Here is a 21,306-nt window from a genome sequence, read left to right as displayed (position 1 = left end):
GCTCGCCCGGCGGCGCGAACCTAGGCTCTGCGCAGACGCCCCGCACCGGTGCGTCGTTCGCGGGAGACCGGGAGGGAGCGCCATGGGCACGACCGGCGAGTACCGGGCCGAGCCGGAGGCCATGCGCTCCACCGTCGGCAACGTGGGCGCCGTCATCGCCCACGGCATCAACGCCGTCGCGGACCTGGAAAAACTCGTCCTGCAGCCGACGACGTTCGCCAGCTTCGGCAGCGTCGTCGCGGCGGCGAACGAGGCGCTGCACTCGCAGCAGGTGACCGCGGTGCGCTCGCTGCTGCAAGTGCTGCAGGAGATCAACGGCCTGGTCAAGCACAGCGCGGATGCCTACCAAAGCGCCGACGAAGCAGTATCCGAGGGCTACGGCGGCGGCCATGCTCGGTCTTCTGGGGCGTCGCTGGCGTCGATCTGGGGCGCCCCGCACGCCGCGCACCTGGCCGAGGCGGCGATCACCGACAGCGCCGGCGCGCACGGCGAACCGTCCTCGGTCGGCAACGTGCTGCGTTACCTCGGCGACGCGGACCTCGGCAGGCTCGCCGAGCATCCGCTGACCGACGCCCGGTTCCACGGCGTCGCGGACTTCAACGACTGGCTCGCCGGCGACGCCGACAACCAGGCGCGCGTCGGCCTGATCGAGGTTTATTCGGGCACCGCCCGCACCTTCGGCGACGTGCCCGGCGGCGTGCACAGCGGCGACGTCGTCGTGGTGGAGCCGCTGCTGCTCGCCGGCCGGCATCCGGTGATCGGCGTCGCCGGGGACGGCGGCGCCCTCTACAACCATGGCCTGCTCGATCCGGGACTCGGCGGACTGGCCAAGGTCAGCGTGTACCGGCCCGCCTCCGTCTGACCCCGAACCCCGACCAAGTGAGGTCCGATGCTCTTCCCGAACTCCAGCGCGATGGACGCCACCGCTTCAGGCGGAGGCCCGATCACCGTGCTGCCGCAGATCGTCACCGGCCAGCCGGAGCAGATCGCGAAGCACGTCCTCGACCTGCTGCACAAGGCCGCCGAGCTGACCTCGCTCTACACCGAGCTCAGCAAGGCCGCCGACCAGCTCGGCAAGGTCTGGTCCGGCGGGGCGTCGGAATCGGCGCTGCAGAAGATCTCCCACTCGCTCGACCAGCTCACCAAGATCATCAACGTGATCGAGAAGGGCGCCGAACTGCTCGGCGTCTCGGGCACGCTGGTGAAGACGGCGCAGGAGGCGTACCGGTCGGTGGTCGCGGCGGTGAACCCGACTGTCGCGTCGCTGATGTCGAACTGGTGGACCTACGGGGCCGCGGTCGCGCTTTCCACTGCCACGAGCGCCACGCTGCGCGGATTCATCACCGCGGTCGGCGGACTGCTGAAGGCGCTCGGCGCGGGGGACCTCGCGAACCAGATCACCCAGGTCGCGACGATCATCGGCGACCTCGAAAAGCTGTTCCACCACGGTTCTTCCGACGCTGACGGCTCGGCGGGCAACGCGGCGGTCTCCGGTACGCCGGTCACCGCGCCGCAGATGCCCGCGCCGGTCGCGAGCGCGTCCGGGCAGGCGGCGATCGGCGGCAGCGGAGGGGGAGTGCCCGGCGGCAACCCGTCGTTCACGAACTACACGCCGCCCGCGCTGTCCACCGGCGGCTGGCCGGCCGGCAGCGGAACCGGCACTGGGGCTTGGCCGTCCGGCGGCGGTGCCGGGGCGGGGGCCAACCCGGGGAACAGCTGGATTCCCGTGGATCCGGCACCGGCTCCCGCGCCTTCGGTGCCGGGTCAGTCGACCGGTGCGCACGAGGTCGTGATCCACACCGACCTGAACACCGGGCAGTCGACCGTCGAGGCCCCGGCCGGGCAGGACGTGGACATCGATGTCGACGTCACCTACCAGGGCAAACACTTCCAGCAGCACGTCGACATCGACGCGAAGGGCGCGTAGCCGGTGGCCGTGGACGCGTCCGGCGTCGTCAGCTCGGTGCTGTCGAACTACCGGCAGGTGCTGGTCGAATACCAGCGCCGGGTCACCGGCGACCCGGCAGCGCTTGAGGCGGCGGCGAACCGCTGCGGCACCAACGCGTCCACGATTACCGGCAAAGCCACCGAAATCGCGGACGCTGCCACGGCATTGCACGCTGACTGGGACGGTGCTGCGTACACCGCGTACGCGACAGCAGCGTCCAATGTCGCGCATGCGCTGACCGAAGACGGCACGAAGCTGGCCGATCAGGGCAAGCGATTGTCGATGGCCGGACAGCTGTTGCGGTGGGCGCGCTCTGGGGCCGACTCGGTTGTTTCGCAGTTCGATCAGTACGGCGCGCAGCTGATCAACCAAGCACGGTCGGCGGATCCGAACGCGGTCGGCGCTTTTATCGCTGCGGCAAGGGATTTGGGCGAGCAGGCGGTCACGGCGGCCGGGCAGGTCGCCGACGAGCTGTCGGACGCGTTGGCGGAATTGTTCCCCGCGCCGTGGGCCGGGCCGATGAGCAAGCCGGGCAAGCTGGGCAAACGCGGCTACGGCCCGTTGTCCTGGGTCAACGGCGACACGCTCGACGGACGCAAGCGGCCGCGTTCGGTGCCGTCGTGGTTCGGCAATTCCGGCTGGAAGAAGCTGACCTGGAACGGCCTCGAAGGCACCCGCGCGCCGAAGAAGGCCGACACGCCGTTCGGGCAGCCGAAGCAGAAGAGCGCNCGCCCGCGCCACCGAGATCACCTACTCCAAGACCGCGCACGAGCAAGACGGTTTCATTCCGGAGTACGACGGGAAAATCTCCTCGCAAGGCTGGGACGCGAAGGCGTCCGGCCACGCGGAACTGGGGTTCCGGGAGGACATCGGGACCAGCGGAAGCTATGGCGCCGCGCACGGTAGCGCTCGCGGTTCGGCTTTCGCGGGCGGGGAGGTCAGCGCTTCGGGGCAGCTGGGACTGCACGGGCTTGGCGTGCACGCCAACGCTTTCGCCGGCGGCAAGCTGGAGGGCCAGGTCGCGGCGGATGTCGCCGGGGTCGGCGTCGGCGCGAGCGGGAGTGTCCAATATGGACTCGGCGCGCAGCTCGACGGGCAGTTCGTCTATGACAACGGGCATCTGAAGATGAACTTCAAGGCCGGTGCCGCGCTGGGGCTCGGCGCCGGGCTCGGCGCGAAGATCGACATCGACCTGCCGAAGGTCGGCGCGGCGGTCAGCGAATACGGCGGCGCGGCGGTCGACGCGGTCGGCGACGCCGCGAGCCAGGCAGCGAACGCGTTGGGCGGGGCTTGGGACGATGCCGCGCAGTATGTGGGCTCGTGGTGAGTGCCATGGCGGACCTGGTGACGCTCCCGCTGGGCTTCGACGTCCCGCAGGGCTGGACGCCGGTGCCGCCGATCGCACCCGGGCTGGTTTTCGTCGCGGTGCACCCGAAACCGGTCGCGGAGTTCACGCCGAACATCACGCTCGGCATCCAGCAGCGCCAGGATTCCCCGCCGATGACGGACATCGCCGACGAGGCCGTCGAACGGCTCGGCCGGACGATGGCGCTGCTGGACGTCCTCGACCGGCAGGAGGTCGGCGGCCCCGCCGCGCCCGGCTGCACCCAGACCTTGCGGATGCGCACCGGCGAAGGCCAGGATCTGCTGCAGATCCAGGTGTTCCTGACCGTGCCCGGTCCGGCCGGGCGAGTCGTGCTGGAACTGGTCTGCACGGCCGATCCGCAGGACGCGCGCACGCTCGTCCCCGACTTCCGGAAGTTCGTCGCCAGTGTGCACGTCCGCCGGGAAACCCCGCAGGAGAAGGAGAACGACGGTGACTGAACCGGATGCCGTGCCGGACATGGACGAGCTGCTCGCCCAGGTCCGCAAGCAGACCGAAGAGGTGCAGCGGATCCAGCGCACGGTCGAGGCGATGGAGGTCAAGGCGGCTTCGCGGCAGAACGAGGTGACCGTGACGCTGCGCGGCGACGGCCGGTTCACCTCGGTCGACATCGACCAGCGCGCGATCCGCGAGTACGACGCGCGCACGCTGTCGGAGATCGTCCTCGAAGCGGTGAACGCCGGCCTGCAGAAGCTCGCCGAGGCGAGCAGCGCGAAGTTCGCCCCGGTGATCGAGGCGTCCAGGTCCCAGCAGTGAGCGCGCCGGCCGTCGCCGGGTCGACCCGGCGCGTCACGATCGTCACCCCGCGCGCCAGGGTGGACGTCGCGCTGCCGCAGCAGAGCACGTTCGCCGAACTGGTGCCGCAGCTGGTCCGGCTCGCCGGGGCGGCTGGGCAGGCACCGGCCGAGCATCCGGGCTGGGTGCTGGCGCGGCTCGGCGGCGCGCCGCTCGCGCTCGGGCTCACCGTGGCCGCCGCGCAGGTGCGCGACGGCGAGGTGCTCCACCTGACCCCGCGCGAACGTCCGCGCGGCCCGCTGTTGTTCGACGACGTGGTCGACTCGATCGCGAGCATCGGCGAATCCGCGTCGAGCGCGTGGGGGCCGAAGGTCGCGCGGCGGGCCGGGATCACCGCGGCCGCTCTGCTGTTGTTCGCGGGCGGGCTGCTGATCCAGGCGTCGCTGGCGGGCAGCGTGCTCGCGCCGATCGGCACCGGGCTGCTCGCGATCGTGCTGCTGCTCGGCGGCGGTGCGCTGAGCCGGGCGTACGGTGATTCGGGCGCGGGCGCGGCCGGTGCGCTGGCCGGGGTCGGCGTGGCATTCCTTTCCGGGATCTCGTTGCTGCCGCCGCATTCGGTGTTCTCGCTCTCCGCCGGACCGCTTGCCGCGGGGCTCGCCGCGGTGACTGTTTACGGGGTGCTGGCCGCGGTTTCGGTGGCGGACCGGCTGCCGTTCTTCGTCGCGGTCGTCGGATCGGCCGGGATCGGCGCGATCGCGACCGGCGTGGTGTTGCTGACCGGCGCGAAGCCGGTTGCCGCCGCGGCTGTCGCGGCAGTGCTGGCGACCGCGTTGGCGGCTGTCGCGCCGATGCTGGCGCTGCGGCTGGGCCGGATGCCGCTCCCGCGAGTGCCGGACGATATGGAATCCTTCCGTGCCAACGAACAACCGTCGCTCGGCGTGGAAATGGCCGGGCGGACGACGTACGCGCAGGCGTTGCTCACCAGTTTGCTGGTGGCGCTCGGGCTGGTGGTCGTCGGCTCGTCGATCGTGCTCGCCACCGGCGGGCCGTGGGAAGCCGGGCTGGCCGCGCTCGCCGGGACGGCGTGGATCCAGCGTTCGCGCGCGTATGCGGGCCGTACGCAACGGCTGGTGCTGGTCGGCTTCGGGCTCGTCGCGTTGCTGACCGCGGGTTTCTGGCTGATCGCGGGCAACCAGCGGATCGCGCTTCTCACGGCCGGGCTGGCGCTGGTGCTGGCCGCGGTGGTGTCGTTGTTCTACGCGACGCGGGTCGCGCGCGGGGTGCGGTCGCCGTACTGGTCGCGGTTGCTGGATATTTCCGAGTTCCTGGTGCTGCTGTCGCTGGTGCCGTTCGTGGCGTTGATCGCCGGAGTGTACGAGGCGGTCAGCGGCTGAGCGGGCTGGCGGCTTTCAGCGTCCGAAGCACCGGCGCGGTTTCGCAGGAGCGGATGCCGGGCAGCGCGCCGAGCCGGTGGGTGAGGTAGCGGTGCAGGGCGGGGGGGTCGGCGCAGAGCGCGTGCGCGAGGAGGTTCGTCGGCCCGGTGGTCGCGGCGACGACGGCTAGCTCGCGATGGGTGGCGAGTGCGGTGGCGACGGCGTCGAGATCGGCCGGGGCCACGGCCATCCACAGCAGCGCCTGCGTGGTCGCGCCGAAGAGCCGGGCGTCGATTTCCACGTCGAAATAGAGGATTTCCGCCGCGCGCAGGTCGGCGATCCGGCGGGCGACAGTCGCGGCGGACCAGCCGGTGACCGCTGCGAGTCCGGTTTGCCCGAGGCGGCCGTCTCGCTGGAGCGCGGTGAGCAAGGGCTCGTCGGCGGCGGTCGCTTGGGCAGGCGTGGCGCGGGTTTCCGGTTCCAGCCGACGGCGTTGGGCGTCGGTCAGGACTTCGGCGCGGCCTTGCCAGGCGGTCGGCCCGCCGTGGTACAGGTGCAGCAGCTGGTGCGCGGAGACGGCGGTGATGCCGGTCGTGCGCGGGATGTCGTTCAGCAGCAGGCCGTGCTCCGGGGCGGACCCGTTGGCGGTCTGCACGATGACGCAGATTTCCGTCCCGCCGCCGGCGAGTTTGACCCAGGTCGTGTCGGTGCGCCGGACGAGCGCGTCGGCGACCCGCTGTGCGACCGCCGGGACGACGGTGAGCCGCACGAGCCACTGCGTCTGCCCGGCGCGATGCGGCGCGGCGAGCCCGACGACGCGCAGTCCGGCTTCAGCACGCAGCCGCCGGTAGCGGCGCGCGACGGTCTGCGTCGAGACGCCTAGGACGGTGCCGATCCGCGCGAACGGGGCGCGGCCGTCGATCTGGAGCGCGTGGACGAGGGCGTGGTCGAGGTCGTCGAGCATGGCTTGATTCTGCATCACACTGTCCTGAGTGGAAGATTTCTGCTCGTTCGCGCTGGTGGCTGGAATCTTGCCTTGCCGCTGCCCAGGCTGGCGGCATGAACGATGCACGCCGCTGGGCCGCGCTGGCGGTCCTGCTCGTCGCGGAAGCGATGAACCTCCTCGACACCACCATCGTCCAGGTCGCCGCGCCCGCGGTGCACGCCGAACTGGGCGGCGCGATCTCCTTCTACACCGTCGGATACACGCTGCCTTTCGCGCTTCTGCTGATCACCGGCGGACGCCTCGGCGACCTTCTCGGCCGACGCCGCGTTTTCCAGTTCGGCATGGCCGGGTTCGTCCTCGCCTCGGCCCTGTGCGCGGCCGCGACCACGCCCGGGTTCCTGCTCGTTTTCCGCGCTCTGCAAGGGGCTTCGGCCGCCTTGGTGATCCCGCAGACGATCGGGCTGATCAGCGTCCTGTTCGACGGCTCGGCCCGCGCGCGGGCGCTCGGCATGATCGGCCCGGTGATGGGACTGGCCGCGGTGAGCGGTCCCGTCCTCGGCGGGCTGCTGACCGACGCCTGGTCGTGGCGGTCGGTATTCCTGGTGAACATCCCGCTCGGACTCGCCGTGCTCGCCGCGTCCGGCCTGCTCGCCGAAGACCGGTCCGCCGCCCGGCCGCGGCTCGACCTGCTCGGGACCGGCCTGGTCGTCGTGGGCGCCGGGCTGGTGGTCTACTCGCTCCTCACGCGGTGGAATGGGTTCCTCGTCGCCGCCGGGGCAGTTGTGCTCGCTGTTTTCGCTCTGCAGCAACGGTTTCGCGGCGGTCTGATCGAGAGCAGCCTCTTCCGCGGCTGGGGATTCCCCGCCGGGCTGCTGACGTCAGTGCTGTTCTTCGCGGTGATGACCGGCCTTACCCAAGTCGTCGTCCTGTTCCTGCAACTGACCCAGCACGCCGACGCCCGCACCGCCGGCCTCTCGTTGCTGCCGTGGTCGTGCGGCCTGGCCGTATCGTCCGTTGTGGCCGGACGCTGGCTCGTCCCGCGCCACGGCCCCCGGATTCTCTTTGCCGGCGTGGGATTCCTGGCCGCGGGCATCACCGGGATCGCGCTGGGCTGGCCGTTGCCGCTCCCGCTGGCGGTCGCCGGAACCGGGACCGGGTTGTTCACCGTGCCGTTCTTCACCGCTGCGCTGGCCCTCGTCCGTCCCTCGGAGACGGGGTCGGCGGCGGGCCTGCTGAACGCGGTGCAGCAGCTCGGCGGAACCATCGGAGTCGCGGTGCTGACCGCGGTTTTCCTCGCGACCGATCTGACCGTCGCGTGCTGGACGGCCGTCGGCCTGACCGTCGCGGCCGGGCTGACCGCGATCGGGCTCACTCGCGGAACGCGCGAGCCGTCCCGGGCCGGAGTGTGAAAGGGCGGCGGAGGTCGAGGCCGCTGCGTTCGCCGATCAGGCCGATCGGTGGATTCCAGCAGGCTGCGAGCGTGCAGAACGCGCTGGTCGAGCAGCCATTGCCACGGCGTGGTCCCGGTGGCTTCGTGGAAGCGGCGGACGAACGTACGCGGGCTGAACCCGGCTTGGCGGGCGAGCTGCCCGAGGGTGAGCATGCCTCCAGTATCGCGCTTGACCTTGTCCTTGGGGCAAGGTGGGAAGCACGATGACGGCACCCTGCGCGCGCTCGCCGACGAGGGCGACGAGACCGCGCTGGAGCGCCTCGCCGACACCCGCGGCGACCTGGCCGAACTGCTCGACGAGGGCAGCGAACACGCCGGACGCTTGCTGACCAGCCGGGCGGTGGCGAACCGCGACCTGCGGGAGCTGCGGCGGCTGTCGGACGCGGGGAGCGGCGAGGCGGAGACGGAACTGGAGCGGCTCCTTCGCGCCGGCTGACTCGGGTTGTCAGGTCCGTGAAGGGAACCCCCTCACGGACGTTCCACACCACGGTTGAGGCCGTGGATCTTCCGCGTCACCGGAATCGCCAGCAGACAAGCCAGCACCCCCGACCCGAACAACACCGGATAGTTCGTGCTCGCGCTCGAACCGAACGACAGCAGCGCGGGCCCGTAGACCGGAACCAGTGAACTGGGCAGCGTGAGAGCGATGTTCACCACCCCCATCTCGCGAGCCGCCTCCCCGTCCCCGGACAGCAACGCGGCCGGGACCGCGAAATGGCCGCAGAAGTACCCGCCGAGGCCGACTCCCGCGATCGCGGCGCTGAGATAGAGCATCGGGACGCTCCGCGCGACGATCATGACCGCCAGCGCCAGTGCCAGCATGACCGCCGACGAGATCATCATCAGCCCGCGCCTGCCGAACCGGTCGGTGATCCAGCCGCCGGCCAGGCTCGCGGGCAGTGCGATGCCGAAGGCGATCAGGTTCACGACGAACGCTGAGTGCGCGATCTCGCCGCCGCCGACGCCCAGCACGTCGGACAGGTAGTAGACCAGGTACGTGGTGAAAGTCGAGAACCCGGCGGACAGCAGGAAAACCATCAGGCAGGCCCAGGCGAAGGGCGGGTTGTGCCGGGGCCGGAACGAGAACATCCTGGCGATGTCGCGCTTCGCGAACGGAGTGCGGGCGGCCGGGTCGAGGCGCCGGTCGGGCAGGACGGCGCACAGGATGACGACGGTGATCGGCGCGGCGATCGCGGGAAGCAGGAACATCCAGAACGGCGGCAGTCCGGCGACGGCCTGTGCGACGAAGCTGCCGCCGATCATCGCGATCGGGAAGCAGACGCCCATCAGCGCGCTCACCACGCCGCGCCGTTCGGGCGGGATCTGGTCGGGCAGCAGCGCCACCAGCGCGGCGAGTCCGGCGTTGAACAGGACCTGGGTCAGGCACCAGCCGAGCACGACCGTGGTCGTGGTCGTGGCGAACGCGACGACGAGCAGTCCCGCGGTGCCGCCGAAGATGCCGACGATCAGCCAGGGTTTGCGCATCCCGAACCGGGACGTGGTGCGGTCGGACAGATGGCCGAAGAGCGGATTGGAGATGACGGCGAGCAGTGCGCCGAGGCCGAGCGCGAGCGCGAGGGCCCCGACCTTGTGCTCGGGGTCGATCTGCTGGAGCCGGAGGGCGACGGTGACCGACGCCGGGGTGATGAGGGCGAAGTAACAGCCGAGCAGCGCCGCGATGTAGGCGACGACGAACTTCGGGCCTGCGGTGCGAACGGACCGGTCCGCACTGACCGTGTGCGTCATGGCTTTCTCCGAGAGGGGATCGGTTCCGCGGGTCGCCGGGGCGACGCAGACGCCACCCGCGGTGGCGGTTCCGACGTTCTCGGGCGTGAGACAGCAAGGATGTTCGCTTCGGCGAAGCGCGCTGTCAAGCCCGGATTCCCTTCAGCGACCGGATCCCGGACGGCGAAAGCGTGTGTTCCACCGCCGACACGATCCCGCCCGCGACGCCAGCGTGCCTGCCGAGTTCGCTGTGCGTCAGCACCAGGTTCCGGGTGGCCAGCGGCAACGCGCGCCGGTAGACGACGCTGCGGATCCCGGCGAGGACGTCGTCGCCCGCCGCGGTGATCAGGCCGCCGAGGGCGATCGTGCGGGGGTTGTAGAAGTGCACCAGCATCGCGACGACTTCGCCGATCGTTCCGGCCGCGGTGCGGATGTGCCGCACCACCGTCGGTTCCCCGTCGCGGAGTGCGCGGGCGAGGTCCTCAATGGACTCCAGTGCGGGCAGTTCGGCCTGGACGAGGCGGAGCACCGCTCCGGCGGAGGCCACGGCTTCGACACAGCCGACGTTGCCGCATTGGCAGACGGTGTGGTCGTCGCCGGGGACGCGGACGTGCCCGATGTCCCCGGCCGCGCCGTCGGACCCGCGGTGGATGCGCCCGTCCGCGAGCACGAGGCCGCCGCCGATCCCGGTGCCGATCTTGAGGAACAGCAACGGATTCGCCTCGGCGGGCCGGGCTCGCGCCTCGCCGAGCGCCATCAGGTTCACGTCGTTGTCGACGAGCACGGCGCAGGAAAGCCGTTCGCCCATCACCTGCCCGACCGGGAACCGGTCCCAGCCGGGCATGATCGGCGGCCGCACCGGGGAACCGGTCCGCGCGTCGACCGGGCCGGGCAGACCCATGGCGAGCGCCGTGACCTCGCCGGGCTCGACCTCGGCTTCGCGGAGCAGCTCGCGCAGCCGGTCGGTCAACGCGTCGAGCGCGGCTTCGGGGCCCTGCTCCAGCGCTAGCGGGAACTGCTGCTCGGCGAGGATCGTCTGCGCCGTGTCGGCGACGGCGACCCGGGTGCTGTGCGCGCCGAGGTCCGCCGCCAGCACCACTCCCGCCCGCGCGGCGAGCCGGAGCCGGTGCGCCGGGCGGCCGCGGCCGGCATGCGCCGCGGTGCCCGATTCGGCGAGGACACGGGAGCGCAGCAGCGAGTCCAGGTGCCCGTTCAGCGTGGACCTGGACATACCGGTGGAGCGGACGAGCGCCGCGCGCGTGTCCGCCGAACCGGACGCGACGAGCCGGAGGATCTGGCTGTGCGCCCGGTCGGCGGCGTCGTCCTCCGGGGCGGGCGGGGAGGAGAGCCGGACGGGAGCCCAATCGGTCATGATCCGGATGGTAGACCATTAATGGCCGCATTTTTGACTGAAAGTGCACTTATTTTTGACTTGATCCGACATAAACCCGCGACTTAGCGTGGGGCTACGACGGAGCAGGGCGTGAGACCCCCAGCCACGTTTTCGCAGGTGAAAGGACAGCAATGGCGGAGCAGGACCCCCAGGGAAAGCCCCGGCGAGGCGTCGCCGTGCTCGGCGCGGGGATGATCGCCGCCGTGCACCGCCGGGCCGCGCTGCTGGCGGGTGCGGAGGTGACGGGGGTGCTGGCCTCGACCCCGGCGCGGTCCCGCGAGGTCGCGAGCCGATGGCAGGTGCGCGCCGGATACCGGGACCTCGCCGAGGTGCTCGACGACGACCGGGTCGACGTCGTGCACGTCTGCACTCCGAACGCCACCCACGCCGAGTACGCCGAAGCCGTGCTGCGGGCCGGAAAACACGTGATCTGCGAGAAGCCCCTCGGCGTTTCAGCCGGCCAGGCGCAGCGGATGGCCGGTCTCGCCGAGCGAAGCGGGCTGGTGGCCACCGTGCCGTTCGTCTACCGCTACCACCCGATCGTCCGCGAACTGCGGGCCCGGGTGCGGGCGGGCGAACTCGGCGACCGGCTGCTGCTGGTGCACGGGAGCTATCTGCAGGACTGGATGCTCTCGCCCGACGCGTCGGGCTGGCGGGTCTTCGCGGACTCCGGCGGGCCGTCCCGGGCGTTCGCCGACATCGGGTCGCACTGGTGCGACCTCGTCGAGTGGATCACCGGCGACCCGTTCGCCGAACTGACCGCCGCGACCTCGGTCGCCGTGCCCGACCGGCCGGGCGCGGGCGGGGCCAGCTTCACCGGTTCCGGTTCGGGAGCCCGGGTCCCGGTGCGGACCGAGGACTCCGCGACGCTGCTGCTGCGCACCGAATCGGGAGTGCTGGCCTCGACGACGATCTCCCAGGTCGCCGCAGGACGGAAGAACCGGCTGTGGCTCGAACTCGACGGCTCCCTCGGCAGCGCGGTCTTCGACCAGGAGACGCCCGAGTCGATCTGGCTGGGCGGCGCGGACGAATCCCGGATCGTGGTGCGGGACAACGGAACCGGCTCTGCGGAACAACGCAGGCTGTCGCAGTTGCCCGCCGGGCACGCGCAGGGCTACGCCCAGTGCTTCGAAGCGTTCGTCGCCGACACCTACGCGGCCATCGACGGAGACGCGCCGGAAGGACTGCCGGGCTTCGCGGACGGGTTGCGTTCGGCGCGGCTGGTCGACGCGGTGCTGCGCTCGGCCCGTGAGGGATCGTGGACGAAGGTGGAACGATGAAACTCGGAATGCTGACCGCGTGCCTCCCCGGATGGGACCTCGACCGGATCGCGAAGTGGGCCGCGGGCGCGGGGTACGAAGCACTCGAAGTGGCCTGCTGGCCCTCGACCGGCGGCCGCGATTTCGAAGCCTCCCACCTGCCGGTGGCCGATTTCGGGCCGGAACAGGCGGAGCGGACCCAGGAGCTGATGGCGCGCCACCGCCTCAGCATTTCCGCACTGGCCTACTACGAGAACAACCTGCATCCGGATCCGTTGCGGCGCGCGGAAATCCACGCTCATCTGCGAGCGTCGATCGACGCCGCGCAGGCGCTCGGTACCGGGCTGGTCGGCACCTTCGTCGGACGGGACCCGGGCCGGTCGGTCCGGGAGAACCAGGCCGAGGCCGAGACTGTCTTCCCGGCGCTGGTCGAGTACGCGGGGGAGCGCGGGGTCCGGCTGATCGTCGAGAACTGCGTGATGGAGGGCTGGCATCCGGACGGCTATCCGGGCAATCTCGCCTACTCGCCCGAGCTGTGGGAGTGGATGTTCGGGCTGGGCCTGTACCTGAACTGGGATCCCTCGCACCTCACCTGGATCGGCATCGACCCGGTGGAGACCATCGCCCCGTACGCCGGCCGCATCCTGCACGCCCAGGCCAAGGACGTCGAACTGGATCCCCGCGCCCGGCAGCGCTACGGCTTCTTCGGCAAGACCGCCAAGAACGACCCGTGGGAGACCGGCTGGTGGCGCTACCGGATCCCCGGCCTCGGCCAGGTCGACTGGGCGAAGGTCGTCGACCGGCTGCACGAGCACGGGTTCGACGGCACGCTCTCGGTCGAGCACGAGGATCCGGTCTGGGGCGGCACTCCCGGGCGGGTCACGCGCGGGCTCGAAATCGCGCACCGGACGCTGCGGCCGCACGTGATCGAAACCCCGGAGGAAGCGTGAACGACGTGCTCATCGTCGGCGGCGGGCTCATGGGCGCCGCCGTCGCCCGCGAACTGCGCGACGCCGGCCCGGCCGTCCGCATCGTGATCGCCGACGGCGGTCCGGTGATCGGCCCGACCCCGGGCCAGCACCTGCACGACGTCGCTGACGCTGAGATCTGGGAGCGCTACAACCAGCGCGTCGCCTCCGGCATCCAGGGGTTCTACACCGGCGTCGGGCCGACCGCGGACGTCGGCGGCTCGCTCGCCGATGTCGAGCCCGGCATGTACCACCTCACGTCGCTCGGCGAGGACGCCGCGGAGATGCCCGCCGCGTCGATCGCCTGGAACGCGGGCGGAATGGGCGTTCATTGGACGGCCGCCACCCCCGCTCCGTGGGGCGAGGAGATACCGTCCTTCGCGGACTCCGAAGAATGGCGGAGCGACCTCGACCGGGCAGCCGAACTGCTGCGGGTCAACCGGAATCCCTTCCCGGACACCGAGGCCGGGAGCGTGGTGACCGCGACGATCGAGAAGCTCTTCGCCGACGTCGACGCCCCCGGCCGCAGCGTCCAGCCGATGCCGATGGCGGCTCAGCGAGACGCCGCGGGGGTGCTTCGCCGCACCGGGCCCAACGTGATCTTCCCGCCGATCGCCGACGCCGCGACGGATCCGTGCTTCACCCTCCTGACCGAGACGCGCGCGATCCGGCTGATCCACGAGGGTGGCAAGGTGCGCGGCGCCGTCGTGCAGGACGTGCGGACCGGCGCCACGCGAGAGATCCGGGCAGCTGCCACTGTGGTCTGCGCCGACACCATGCGCAGCCCCCAGCTGCTGTTCGCCTCCGGGATCCGGCCGCCCGCGCTGGGCCGCTACCTCAACGAACACGCCTTCCTCACCGGACGCGTGCTCGCCGATCCGCGGCGGCTCGGGTTCGACCTGTCCGCGCTGCCCGCGCAAGCCGACGGCGAGATCATGATCGGGCACTACTGGCAGCCGCACAGCGGGGCCGCGCAACCGTTCCAGGCCCAGATCGGCGTCCAGGCGTTCACCGCCGAGGACGGCACGCGGCTGGCCTGCCAGGTCGGGACGAGCCTCTACATCCCGACCGAGGTCAAGGCGGACAACCGGCTGGAGTTCTCCGCCGAGGAGACCGACGCGATGGGCATGCCGCGCATCTCCGTCCGGTTCGGCTGGTCCGGCCGCGACCGCGAGCTCATCGAGCAGGCCCGGCGCACGCAGCAGGCGCTCGGCGACGCGCTCGGCTCGTTCGACCCGGCGACCGAATCGGCGCTGCTGGACCCGGGATGCTCGCTGCACTTCACCGGAACGGTCCGGATGGGGCCCGCCGACGACGGGTCCAGCGTCTGCGACCCGGACTGCCGGGTGTGGGGCTTCGACAACCTTTTCGTGGCAGGCAACGGCGTCGTGCCCACCGCCCTGGTCTGCAACTCGACCTTGACCGGCATGACCACCGCCGTGCGCGCGGCCCGCGCCGTGACGGCCGCGCTCGGCTGAAGACGGGAGTTTCCATGACGCTCGACCGTTCCCAGTTCGCCATCAACACCCTGCAGTGGACCGACCTGGCCAAGGGCTGGGAGTACGACGACCCGGCTTTCCTCGGCAAGCAGCCGCGGGTGCTTGCCGAGGCCGCCGAATCCGGGTTCGCCGCGGTCATGATGGAAGTCCTCCCCACCCAGACCATCCGGGCCTATCGCGAGCTTCTCGCCGAGAACGGCCTGCGGGCGGCCCCCGGCTATCTGCAGGTCCCGCTGCCCGAATCGCACGGCGTGACGCTCGAACCGGGTTCGGCCGCGGAGTTCCGCTGGTTCGACGGCGTGCGCCGGCGCGCCGACGAAACCCACGCGCTCGGCCTCGACACGCTCTTCCTTTCCGCCGAGATGGTCACCGGCGGCGGCATGCCCCGCTTCGACGAGGCGGCGGGCGTGGGCCACGCCTTCGACCGGGCGCGGCTGGAGCGCTACACCGACCTCCTCGGCCGGGCGGCGGAAATCCTGACCGCGGAAGGGATCCGGCCCGCGTTCCACAACCACGTCGGCTCCTGGGTCGAGACGCGGGAGGAGATCGAGCACGTGCTCGCCGCGATTCCCGAGTCCGTGCTCGGGGCGGGATTCGACCTCGGGCACCTCTTCTGGGCGGGCGCGGACGTCCGCGGAATGCTGCGCGAGCACCGCGACCGGATCGCCGCCCTGCATCTCAAGGACCTCGACGTCGACCGCGTCCGCCGGCTGCGGGCCGAACCCGGGCCCTACACCCGTTCGACCGACGATCTGTTCCTCGAACCGGGACTCGGCGGCGTGCCGCTGCTGGAGTACCTCGGCGAACTGCCGGACGCGTTCGGCGGCTGGATCGTCGTGGAGGTCGACCGTCCGTCGATGGAACCGCTGGCCAGCGCACGGGCCAGCTGGAAGTGGGTCGAGAGCAACTTCCCGGCCGTCTGACGGCGGTGCCGCTCGCCCCGCTTGGACCTCAGGTGAGGGCGAGCGGCAACGTCCGCCGCACCGCCGCCGCATGCCCGCCATGCAGCGGAACCACCGAAATCCCTTGCGGCACCGGCGCTTCCTCGGCCCTCGTGCCCACCCGGACGGTCAGCTCCAGCTTCTCCCGCCCGCCCGGCGTCCGCCGCAAAGTCGCCGACGTGGCGGTGAACGCCGCCTCCGGCACCGCCACCGCCACCGTCCGGGCGAGACCCCGTGAAGACCGTGGCGAGTAACACGTCTGCGCGAGCCCGCCCCACTTCCACGCGCGCCAGAAATCCCCGTCGGACTCCGGGTTTCCGGTCGAAACGCCCAGCGCCACCCGAAGTTCGTTGGTCAGCTCGCCAGCCTCCAGCACGGTCGACGGGTAGCCCGCCTCCGCGAGCGCCACCATCAAGCTCAACGCCGCACTCGCCGTGCTCCGCAGCGCCCCCAGCTCGCCGCCGCCGCGGGCGAGGGCGGCGATCGGCGCGTCCTCCGGCCGGTAGCGCACCGCGAGCCAGCGCACCCGGTACACCTGCGAATCCCTTGGCACCGCCCACGTCAGCAGCTGCACGGCGGCCAGCGGGATGTCCGTGTTCTGGAATGTCGTGCGGAGGACGGCCAGCAGTTCGTCCGTCGAAGGCTCCCCGGCGCCAGGCGTGAGGCGGACGATCGCGCTCCAGCCGCCCTCGACCTCGGCGACGCCGAATCGGTTGCCCGCGCGGTCGACGTGCTGACGCACCTTCACCGGACCGGCGATGCGCAGCAAGGCGTCCGGGCTGTCGCGGCGGCTGTCGTGGCGACGCAGGCGATGCGCGAGCCACGTCCACGCCCAGCAGGCGAAATGCCGTCCGGCGACTCGCACCGACGTCGTCACCACCAGCAGTCCGGCCAGCGCGGCGACGGTGATCCGCATCGGCTGGGCCAGGCCGGGCACGGTGAACGCGAGCAGCAGCGCCAGCGCGGCGATCTCCCACCCGGCCGCCTGCACCGGGCGGATCGGCAGCAGCCACGGCCACGGCGCGGTGCCCGGAATCCCGGCGGTCCCGGGGGTGCGGGCATGAGCCGGGGCAGGCGGCGCGGACACGGACAACGCATTCCCCTCTCCCCCGGGCAGCGACCCGGCCCCGCGAACGCTAGCGTCCCCGCGCGGGCGCGTGGGCGTAAAAATTACCCTCGTGCGCGTCCGGGGAGCGCTCTAGCCTGCGCGGGAAGCGGATGTGATCTCCAGGGGGCCGGGACAGCGTGTGGACGCAGCGGGACCAGATCCAGGCGTATCAGTTCCTGCGCCGCCGTCTCGTGTCCGCGCTCGTCGCGGCGGACGCCAACCATCCGGTCTCGCCCAGCCGCCGTCTCGTGCTCGGCACGCTGCTCGGCGTCGGCGCGGCCCTGCTCGTGACCGCGGTGTTCGGGGTGATCGGCCTGGTCAGCCCGTCCGGCGGGAAGGACTGGCTGGCCGGCGGCAAGGTGATCGTCGAAGAGGACAGCGGGGCGCGTTTCGTGCTCGGCGCGGACGGCGCGGTGCACCCGGTCCTCAACTACGCGTCCGCCCGGCTGCTGGCCGGCGGCAACGGCCATGAGACCGTCACCGTGCCCGCCGAGAAGCTCGGCACGGCCCCGCGCGGCACCCAGATCGGCATCGTCGGCGCGCCGGATTCCTTGCCCAGCACGCTGATCGCCACCCCGTGGGCGAGTTGCAGCCGCACCACCCAGGACGCGCCCGCTTCGGCGGAACCGCTTGTCGCCGTGCTGCTGGAACCGGCCGCGTCCGGGGTCGAGCTGCCGCGCGATTCGGGCGTGATCGTCCGCGTCCCGCAGGGCGGCCGGTTCCTGCTCGCGGGCGGCCACCGGTACCGGCTGAGCGACGAAGCCGCGGCGGCCCTGCAATTCGACAGCTATCCGACGATCGCCGTGTCCGCGCGCTGGATCGACACCGTGCCCGCCGGCCGCGATCTCGGCGAGATCCCCGTCGACGGCGCGGGAAACCGCGGTCCGCGCGTCGGCACGCAGGAGACGCGCGTCGGCCAGGTGCTGTCGGTCGTCGACCCGATGGCCGGGCCCGCCGACGCCTCGACCTACTACCTCGTCCGCCCGGACGGTCTCGCACCCGTCGGCCAGACCGAGGCCGCGCTGCTCGTCACGACCCCGGCGAACGAACCGGCGTATCCGGGCCGTCCGGAACCGGCGCGGGTGCGCGCCGCGGACGTCGCTTCGGTGAAGAAGGTGAGCGAATCCCGCTCCGGCGGCGCGGATCCGGCGGCGTACCCGGACCGGATCCCCGGGAAAGCGCCGATCACCGGCAGCGCGGTGACCCTGTGCGCGCAGAACGGCCGCGTGACGGTCTCGGCGGACTTGCCGGTCCCGCCCGGCGCCCGCGCGCTGCCGGTGCAGAGCCGGACCGACGCCCGGGTCGCGGACGTCGTCTACGTTCCGCCCTCGCGCGGCGCGGTCGCGACCGATCCCGGGTCCGGCACGATTTATCTCGTCACGGACACAGGACGAAAATATCCGGTGGCGAACGGGACGGCGCTCGCGTCGCTGGGCTACGGTTCGGGGTCCGGGCATCCGGTCGCGGGCGGGCTTCTCGCGCTGATGCCGACCGGTCCCGCGCTGGATCCCGCCGCGGCCGGGCAGCCTGCGGGAACGGGGTGAGCGAGCCGGTGACCACGACAGCGCAGCGATCCAGCGACGTACCGGACCACCCCGAATCCCCGGCTCCCGGCCGTGTCCAGGTCGCCGTCATCGAAGACCACCCGCTGTACCGCCGTTCGGTGGAACGCGTCCTCGTCGAGGCCCCGGACGTCGAACTGGGCGCGGTGGTCGATTCGGTCGCCCGCTTCCACGTCGCGCGTCAGCCCGCCGGGAGCGTCGTGCTGCTCGACCTCGGCCTGCCTGGCGTCGCCGGCGCGGCCGCCGTGCTGGAGGTCGCCGAGCTGGGCCATCACGTGCTGGTCGTGTCCGCGCAAGCCGAGCCGGAGACGGTGCTGGCCGCGATCGCCGCCGGGGCCAAGGGATTCCTGTCCAAGGACGTCGACGTCGACGAGCTGCTGATCGCCATCCGCGCGGTCGCGGGCGGCGGCGCGTACGTGTCGGCCGTGGTCGCCGGAATGATCATCAAGGACAACACCGACCGCCCGGTCACGCGGCCGGAAATGGAGCTGTCGCCGCGCGAAGTGCAGGTGCTGCGGCTCGTCGCGGCGGGCGAACGGGACGTCGACATCGCGCGGATCCTTGGCATCGGCGTCCGCACCGTGCGCGGCTACCTCGACCGGATCCGCGACAAGACCGGCGAACGGCGGCGCCCCGGCCTGGTGAAGGAAGCGATCCGCCGCGGCCTGGTGGGGAAGGAAACAGTGACGTGAAAGCCGACGAGGGGCGGCGCCGGAGCGGACCCATCCAGGTCGGGGTGATCGAAGACCACCCGCTGTACCGGGACGCGGTCGCGCGCGTGCTGAACGAGGCCCCGGACGTCGAACTGGGCGCGGTAGCCGATTCCGTGGCCCGGTTCGCGGTGCAGGACCAGCCGAAGGGCAGCGTGGTCGTGCTCGACCTGAAACTGCGCGGCGTCCAGGACGCGGCCGCGGTGCTCGAAGTGGGGCAGATGGGGCACAAGGTGCTCGTGGTGTCCGCGCACGCGGAACAGCCCGAGGTCCTCGGCGCGATGCAAGCCGGGGCGAAGGGCTTCCTGTCGAAGGACGTGGACGGGGACGAACTGCTCCGCGCGATCCGGACGATCGCGGAGGACAACGCGTACGTCTCGCCGACCTTGGCCGGGATGATCATCCAGGACAGCGACGAACGGCACGCGGGGCCGAAGATCGTGCTGTCGGAACGGGAAAAGCAGGTCCTGCGCCTGGTGGCGGCGGGGGAGCGGGACGTCGACGTCGCGGAGATCCTGGACATCAGCGTCCGGACGGTGCGCTCGTACCTGGACCGGATCCGGGACAAGACGGGGGAGCGGCGCAGGGCGGGGTTCGTGCGAGTGGCGATCCGGGAAGGGCTGCTGCGCTGAGGGCGAGAGATCCGGCCCGGGCCTGCGACTACGACCTCGCGGTGTCGTTCGCCGGGGAAGACCGCGAGTTCGTCGAGGCTGTCGTCCGAGAGGTGGCCGAAGCCGGTTATCAGGTGTTCTCCGACCAGGACGAGCAGGTTGCGCTCTGGGGCGAAGACCTGACCGAGTACCTGCCGAAGATTTACGAAGAACGCGCGCGGTACGCCGTGATGTTCGTTTCCCGGCATTACGCGGCCAAACCGTGGACGAGGTTCGAGCGTGCTGGTGCGGGCGATCGATCAGCCGGAACCGTATTTGCTTCCGGTGCGCTTGGCCGCGACCCAGCTCGACGGGGTCCGGGACAGCATCAGCTACCTGGACGGAAACCTCGTCGGGACGAGCGGCGTCGCGAGCGCGATCTGCACGAAACTGGCAGCGCCGCGGCGGCGGGTTCACCGGCTACGTTCCGCGCAACGAGCACGAAGCCACGGTGCTGATCGGCGAACGCCCCGCCGGATGGGAACTCGCGACAGTGATCAGCGTGACCAGGAACTTCGCCGCGGTGCTTTCCGGCAACGCGCATCTCTCCGCGTTCGGGGCGCCAGGCGAAGCCCGGGACGTGCCGAGAATAATTCACCTGGCCAGCCGGTACGTCGCCGTCTATCAGTCCTTCCTGGAATGGTCCTATCGGCTCCGCGGCTACGCCACCCCGTCGGATGAAGCGCACGAAGTCTTCGCCGCCCTCGCCCGCTACGCCGACCAGCTCGTGGAACGGCTGAGATCTTTCGTCTACGAGTTCCGCGACCGAGCCGGCGTCAGCCCGGTTCGATCGTGCCCTCGAAGCGTTCCAGCGCCACCAGCGGAGCTGATCCCCGCTACAACCGCCGGTTGGCCACCGCTCCGGTAGCCGCCCGCGCCTTCCCCGCGACCTCCGGATCGACGTCCACCACCAGCATCTCCGCCCCGGCCCCAGCCTGCGCCTGCACGCGGCCGAACCCGTCCGCCACCAGCGAATAGCCGATCCCCGTCGGCGCCTTCGGATTGACCTCCGTGCCGGTCGCGGCCGGATCAGCCTGCCCGCAAGCCGCCACCCAGCACCCGGAGTCCAGCGCCCGTGCCCGCACCAGGACCTCCCACTGCTCTCGCTTCCCGGCCCCCGCGCCCCAGGAAGCCGGAACCGCCACCACGTCCGCCCCGTCGTCGGCCAGCCGCCGGAACAGCTCCGGGAACCGCAGGTCGTAGCAGGTAGCGACCCCGAACACGGTCCCTTCGGCGGAGAACGTCACGACCTGCGAACCCGGCGCGACGGTATCCGATTCGGCGAATCCGAACGCGTCGTACAGATGGATCTTGTCGTATCCCAGATGCTGCCCCAGCCCGGTGACCAGCAGCGTGTTCCGCACCCGCCCGTTGTCCGCCGGCGTGAACATCCCGGCGATCACCAGCACGTCGTGCTCCGCGGCGATCGAGGCCACCGCGGCGGCCCACGGGCCGTCCAGCTGCTGCGCGACCGGGGCGAGCGGGCGGCCGAAGCGGGCCATCGCCGCCTCCGGGAACACCACCACGCGGGCTCCGGCGGCGGCCGCGGCCGCCACGCCGGAGCGAACCGTTTTCAGGTTTTCGTCCGGGTCGTCGCCCGAGTTGAGCTGGCACAACGCGATCCGGGGCACACGAGCCTCCCTGGTCCGGGGACA

General features: G+C 71.5%; 23 protein-coding genes and 1 pseudogene. 18 read left to right on the top strand and 6 right to left on the bottom strand.

Translation table 11 applies throughout. The annotated features are described in order from the left end of the window. Positions 1–82 precede the first annotated feature (82 nt). The 7 genes from A4R44_RS08470 (at position 83) to eccD (ending at position 5,461) form a co-directional block, all read left to right on the top strand. On the top strand, positions 83–862 hold the full coding sequence (locus A4R44_RS08470; protein ID WP_067577902.1) for a WXG100 family type VII secretion target: 780 nt from the start codon (positions 83–85) through the stop codon (positions 860–862). A 27-nt stretch (positions 863–889) separates the two neighbouring features. After that, positions 890–1,927 carry a WXG100 family type VII secretion target gene (locus A4R44_RS08465; protein ID WP_067577900.1) on the top strand — a complete coding sequence of 346 codons (1,038 nt, stop codon included), beginning with the start codon at positions 890–892 and terminating at the stop codon, positions 1,925–1,927. Between the two features lie 3 nt (positions 1,928–1,930). Then, positions 1,931–2,854, top strand: coding sequence for a WXG100 family type VII secretion target (locus A4R44_RS08460; protein ID WP_232791531.1), 924 nt, complete (start codon positions 1,931–1,933; stop codon positions 2,852–2,854). 70 nt (positions 2,855–2,924) lie between these two features. Next, a complete protein-coding gene (locus A4R44_RS50085; RefSeq protein ID WP_232791530.1) occupies positions 2,925–3,275 on the top strand; it encodes a hypothetical protein in 351 nt (116 codons plus the stop codon). A 5-nt stretch (positions 3,276–3,280) separates the two neighbouring features. Then, positions 3,281–3,772: a hypothetical protein gene (locus tag A4R44_RS08455; RefSeq protein WP_093576038.1), complete on the top strand. Its 492-nt coding sequence runs from the start codon at positions 3,281–3,283 to the stop codon at positions 3,770–3,772. Next, positions 3,765–4,088 (top strand): YbaB/EbfC family nucleoid-associated protein, encoded by a 324-nt coding sequence (locus A4R44_RS08450; RefSeq protein ID WP_067577898.1) that lies wholly within the window; start codon positions 3,765–3,767, stop codon positions 4,086–4,088. Before A4R44_RS08455 ends, A4R44_RS08450 begins: the two co-directional genes overlap by 8 nt. Then, on the top strand, positions 4,085–5,461 hold the full coding sequence (eccD, locus tag A4R44_RS08445) for a type VII secretion integral membrane protein EccD (protein ID WP_067577897.1): 1,377 nt from the start codon (positions 4,085–4,087) through the stop codon (positions 5,459–5,461). The genes A4R44_RS08450 and eccD overlap by 4 nt, the downstream gene beginning before the upstream one ends. On the opposite strand, the gene A4R44_RS08440 is transcribed toward eccD, so the two are convergent. Next, positions 5,451–6,419, bottom strand: coding sequence for an Lrp/AsnC family transcriptional regulator (locus A4R44_RS08440; protein ID WP_093576036.1), 969 nt, complete (start codon positions 6,417–6,419; stop codon positions 5,451–5,453). The two genes, eccD and A4R44_RS08440, sit on opposite strands and share 11 nt — an antisense overlap. An 80-nt stretch (positions 6,420–6,499) precedes the next feature. Here A4R44_RS08440 and A4R44_RS08435 point away from each other — a divergent pair, with 80 nt between their 5' ends. Beyond that, positions 6,500–7,795, top strand: coding sequence for an MFS transporter (locus A4R44_RS08435; protein ID WP_067577895.1), 1,296 nt, complete (start codon positions 6,500–6,502; stop codon positions 7,793–7,795). 101 nt (positions 7,796–7,896) lie between these two features. On the opposite strand, the pseudogene A4R44_RS52240 reads toward A4R44_RS08435, so the two are convergent. After that, a pseudogene (locus tag A4R44_RS52240) lies at positions 7,897–7,989 on the bottom strand (AraC family transcriptional regulator); the annotation flags it as partial. Positions 7,990–8,005: 16 nt separating this feature from the next. Here A4R44_RS52240 and A4R44_RS08430 point away from each other — a divergent pair. Further along, a complete protein-coding gene (locus tag A4R44_RS08430; protein ID WP_232791529.1) occupies positions 8,006–8,272 on the top strand; it encodes a hypothetical protein in 267 nt (88 codons plus the stop codon). 32 nt (positions 8,273–8,304) lie between these two features. On the opposite strand, the gene A4R44_RS08425 is transcribed toward A4R44_RS08430, so the two are convergent. Further along, positions 8,305–9,582 (bottom strand): MFS transporter, encoded by a 1,278-nt coding sequence (locus tag A4R44_RS08425; RefSeq protein ID WP_067577891.1) that lies wholly within the window; start codon positions 9,580–9,582, stop codon positions 8,305–8,307. 124 nt (positions 9,583–9,706) lie between these two features. Then, entirely contained in the window at positions 9,707–10,933 is a 1,227-nt protein-coding gene (locus tag A4R44_RS08420; protein ID WP_093576034.1) for an ROK family transcriptional regulator, read from the bottom strand. Positions 10,934–11,085: 152 nt separating this feature from the next. On the opposite strand from A4R44_RS08420, the gene A4R44_RS08415 reads away from it, so the two are divergent. From A4R44_RS08415 to A4R44_RS08400, 4 genes are read left to right on the top strand one after another with little or no spacing between them, the layout of a single operon-like run. Beyond that, entirely contained in the window at positions 11,086–12,234 is a 1,149-nt protein-coding gene (locus A4R44_RS08415; RefSeq protein WP_067577889.1) for a Gfo/Idh/MocA family protein, read from the top strand. Beyond that, entirely contained in the window at positions 12,231–13,163 is a 933-nt protein-coding gene (locus A4R44_RS08410; RefSeq protein WP_067577887.1) for a sugar phosphate isomerase/epimerase, read from the top strand. The genes A4R44_RS08415 and A4R44_RS08410 overlap by 4 nt, the downstream gene beginning before the upstream one ends. Further along, positions 13,160–14,659, top strand: coding sequence for a GMC oxidoreductase (locus A4R44_RS08405; protein WP_232791528.1), 1,500 nt, complete (start codon positions 13,160–13,162; stop codon positions 14,657–14,659). The genes A4R44_RS08410 and A4R44_RS08405 overlap by 4 nt, the downstream gene beginning before the upstream one ends. 14 nt (positions 14,660–14,673) lie before the next feature. Beyond that, positions 14,674–15,603: a sugar phosphate isomerase/epimerase gene (locus A4R44_RS08400; RefSeq protein ID WP_067577885.1), complete on the top strand. Its 930-nt coding sequence runs from the start codon at positions 14,674–14,676 to the stop codon at positions 15,601–15,603. Positions 15,604–15,631: 28 nt separating this feature from the next. On the opposite strand, the gene A4R44_RS08395 is transcribed toward A4R44_RS08400, so the two are convergent. Beyond that, positions 15,632–16,714 (bottom strand): type VII secretion protein EccE, encoded by a 1,083-nt coding sequence (locus tag A4R44_RS08395; protein ID WP_095213234.1) that lies wholly within the window; start codon positions 16,712–16,714, stop codon positions 15,632–15,634. A gap of 152 nt (positions 16,715–16,866) precedes the next feature. On the opposite strand from A4R44_RS08395, the gene eccB reads away from it, so the two are divergent. The 5 genes from eccB (at position 16,867) to A4R44_RS08370 (ending at position 20,519) form a co-directional block, all read left to right on the top strand. Next, the gene (eccB, locus tag A4R44_RS08390) at positions 16,867–18,273 is read left to right on the top strand and encodes a type VII secretion protein EccB (RefSeq protein ID WP_067577883.1); all 1,407 of its coding nucleotides are present in this window, start codon (positions 16,867–16,869) and stop codon (positions 18,271–18,273) included. Positions 18,274–18,362: 89 nt separating this feature from the next. After that, complete coding sequence (locus A4R44_RS08385) at positions 18,363–18,983, top strand: response regulator transcription factor (RefSeq protein WP_232791542.1); 621 nt, start codon at positions 18,363–18,365, stop codon at positions 18,981–18,983. Further along, positions 18,980–19,633, top strand: coding sequence for a response regulator transcription factor (locus A4R44_RS08380; protein WP_067577881.1), 654 nt, complete (start codon positions 18,980–18,982; stop codon positions 19,631–19,633). The genes A4R44_RS08385 and A4R44_RS08380 overlap by 4 nt, the downstream gene beginning before the upstream one ends. A 41-nt stretch (positions 19,634–19,674) precedes the next feature. Beyond that, positions 19,675–20,109 carry a toll/interleukin-1 receptor domain-containing protein gene (locus tag A4R44_RS08375; RefSeq protein ID WP_067577879.1) on the top strand — a complete coding sequence of 145 codons (435 nt, stop codon included), beginning with the start codon at positions 19,675–19,677 and terminating at the stop codon, positions 20,107–20,109. Beyond that, positions 20,103–20,519: a hypothetical protein gene (locus A4R44_RS08370; protein ID WP_067577877.1), complete on the top strand. Its 417-nt coding sequence runs from the start codon at positions 20,103–20,105 to the stop codon at positions 20,517–20,519. Before A4R44_RS08375 ends, A4R44_RS08370 begins: the two co-directional genes overlap by 7 nt. Here A4R44_RS08370 and A4R44_RS08365 read toward each other — a convergent pair. Then, on the bottom strand, positions 20,488–21,282 hold the full coding sequence (locus tag A4R44_RS08365) for a carbon-nitrogen hydrolase family protein (protein ID WP_067577875.1): 795 nt from the start codon (positions 21,280–21,282) through the stop codon (positions 20,488–20,490). The two genes, A4R44_RS08370 and A4R44_RS08365, sit on opposite strands and share 32 nt — an antisense overlap. Positions 21,283–21,306 lie beyond the last annotated feature (24 nt).

This window comes from Amycolatopsis sp. M39 (assembly GCF_001651785.1).
GTDB lineage: Bacteria > Actinomycetota > Actinomycetes > Mycobacteriales > Pseudonocardiaceae > Amycolatopsis > Amycolatopsis rubida.
The sequence above is the reverse complement of the archived record's forward strand: the minus strand, read 5'-3'. Positions and strand labels throughout refer to the sequence as shown.

Excerpts from the sequence above, each read along its gene's own strand:
- A4R44_RS08465 (WP_067577900.1), top strand. The coding sequence starts at position 890 with ATGCTCTTCCCGAACTCCAGCGCGATGGACGCCACCGCTTCAGGCGGA.
- A4R44_RS08420 (WP_093576034.1), bottom strand. The coding sequence starts at position 10,933 with ATGACCGATTGGGCTCCCGTCCGGCTCTCCTCCCCGCCCGCCCCGGAG.
- A4R44_RS08410 (WP_067577887.1), top strand. The coding sequence starts at position 12,231 with ATGAAACTCGGAATGCTGACCGCGTGCCTCCCCGGATGGGACCTCGAC.
- A4R44_RS08455 (WP_093576038.1), top strand. The coding sequence starts at position 3,281 with ATGGCGGACCTGGTGACGCTCCCGCTGGGCTTCGACGTCCCGCAGGGC.
- A4R44_RS08400 (WP_067577885.1), top strand. The coding sequence starts at position 14,674 with ATGACGCTCGACCGTTCCCAGTTCGCCATCAACACCCTGCAGTGGACC.
- A4R44_RS08440 (WP_093576036.1), bottom strand. The coding sequence starts at position 6,419 with ATGCAGAATCAAGCCATGCTCGACGACCTCGACCACGCCCTCGTCCAC.
- A4R44_RS08415 (WP_067577889.1), top strand. The coding sequence starts at position 11,086 with ATGGCGGAGCAGGACCCCCAGGGAAAGCCCCGGCGAGGCGTCGCCGTG.
- A4R44_RS08435 (WP_067577895.1), top strand. The coding sequence starts at position 6,500 with ATGAACGATGCACGCCGCTGGGCCGCGCTGGCGGTCCTGCTCGTCGCG.
- A4R44_RS08425 (WP_067577891.1), bottom strand. The coding sequence starts at position 9,582 with ATGACGCACACGGTCAGTGCGGACCGGTCCGTTCGCACCGCAGGCCCG.
- A4R44_RS08470 (WP_067577902.1), top strand. The coding sequence starts at position 83 with ATGGGCACGACCGGCGAGTACCGGGCCGAGCCGGAGGCCATGCGCTCC.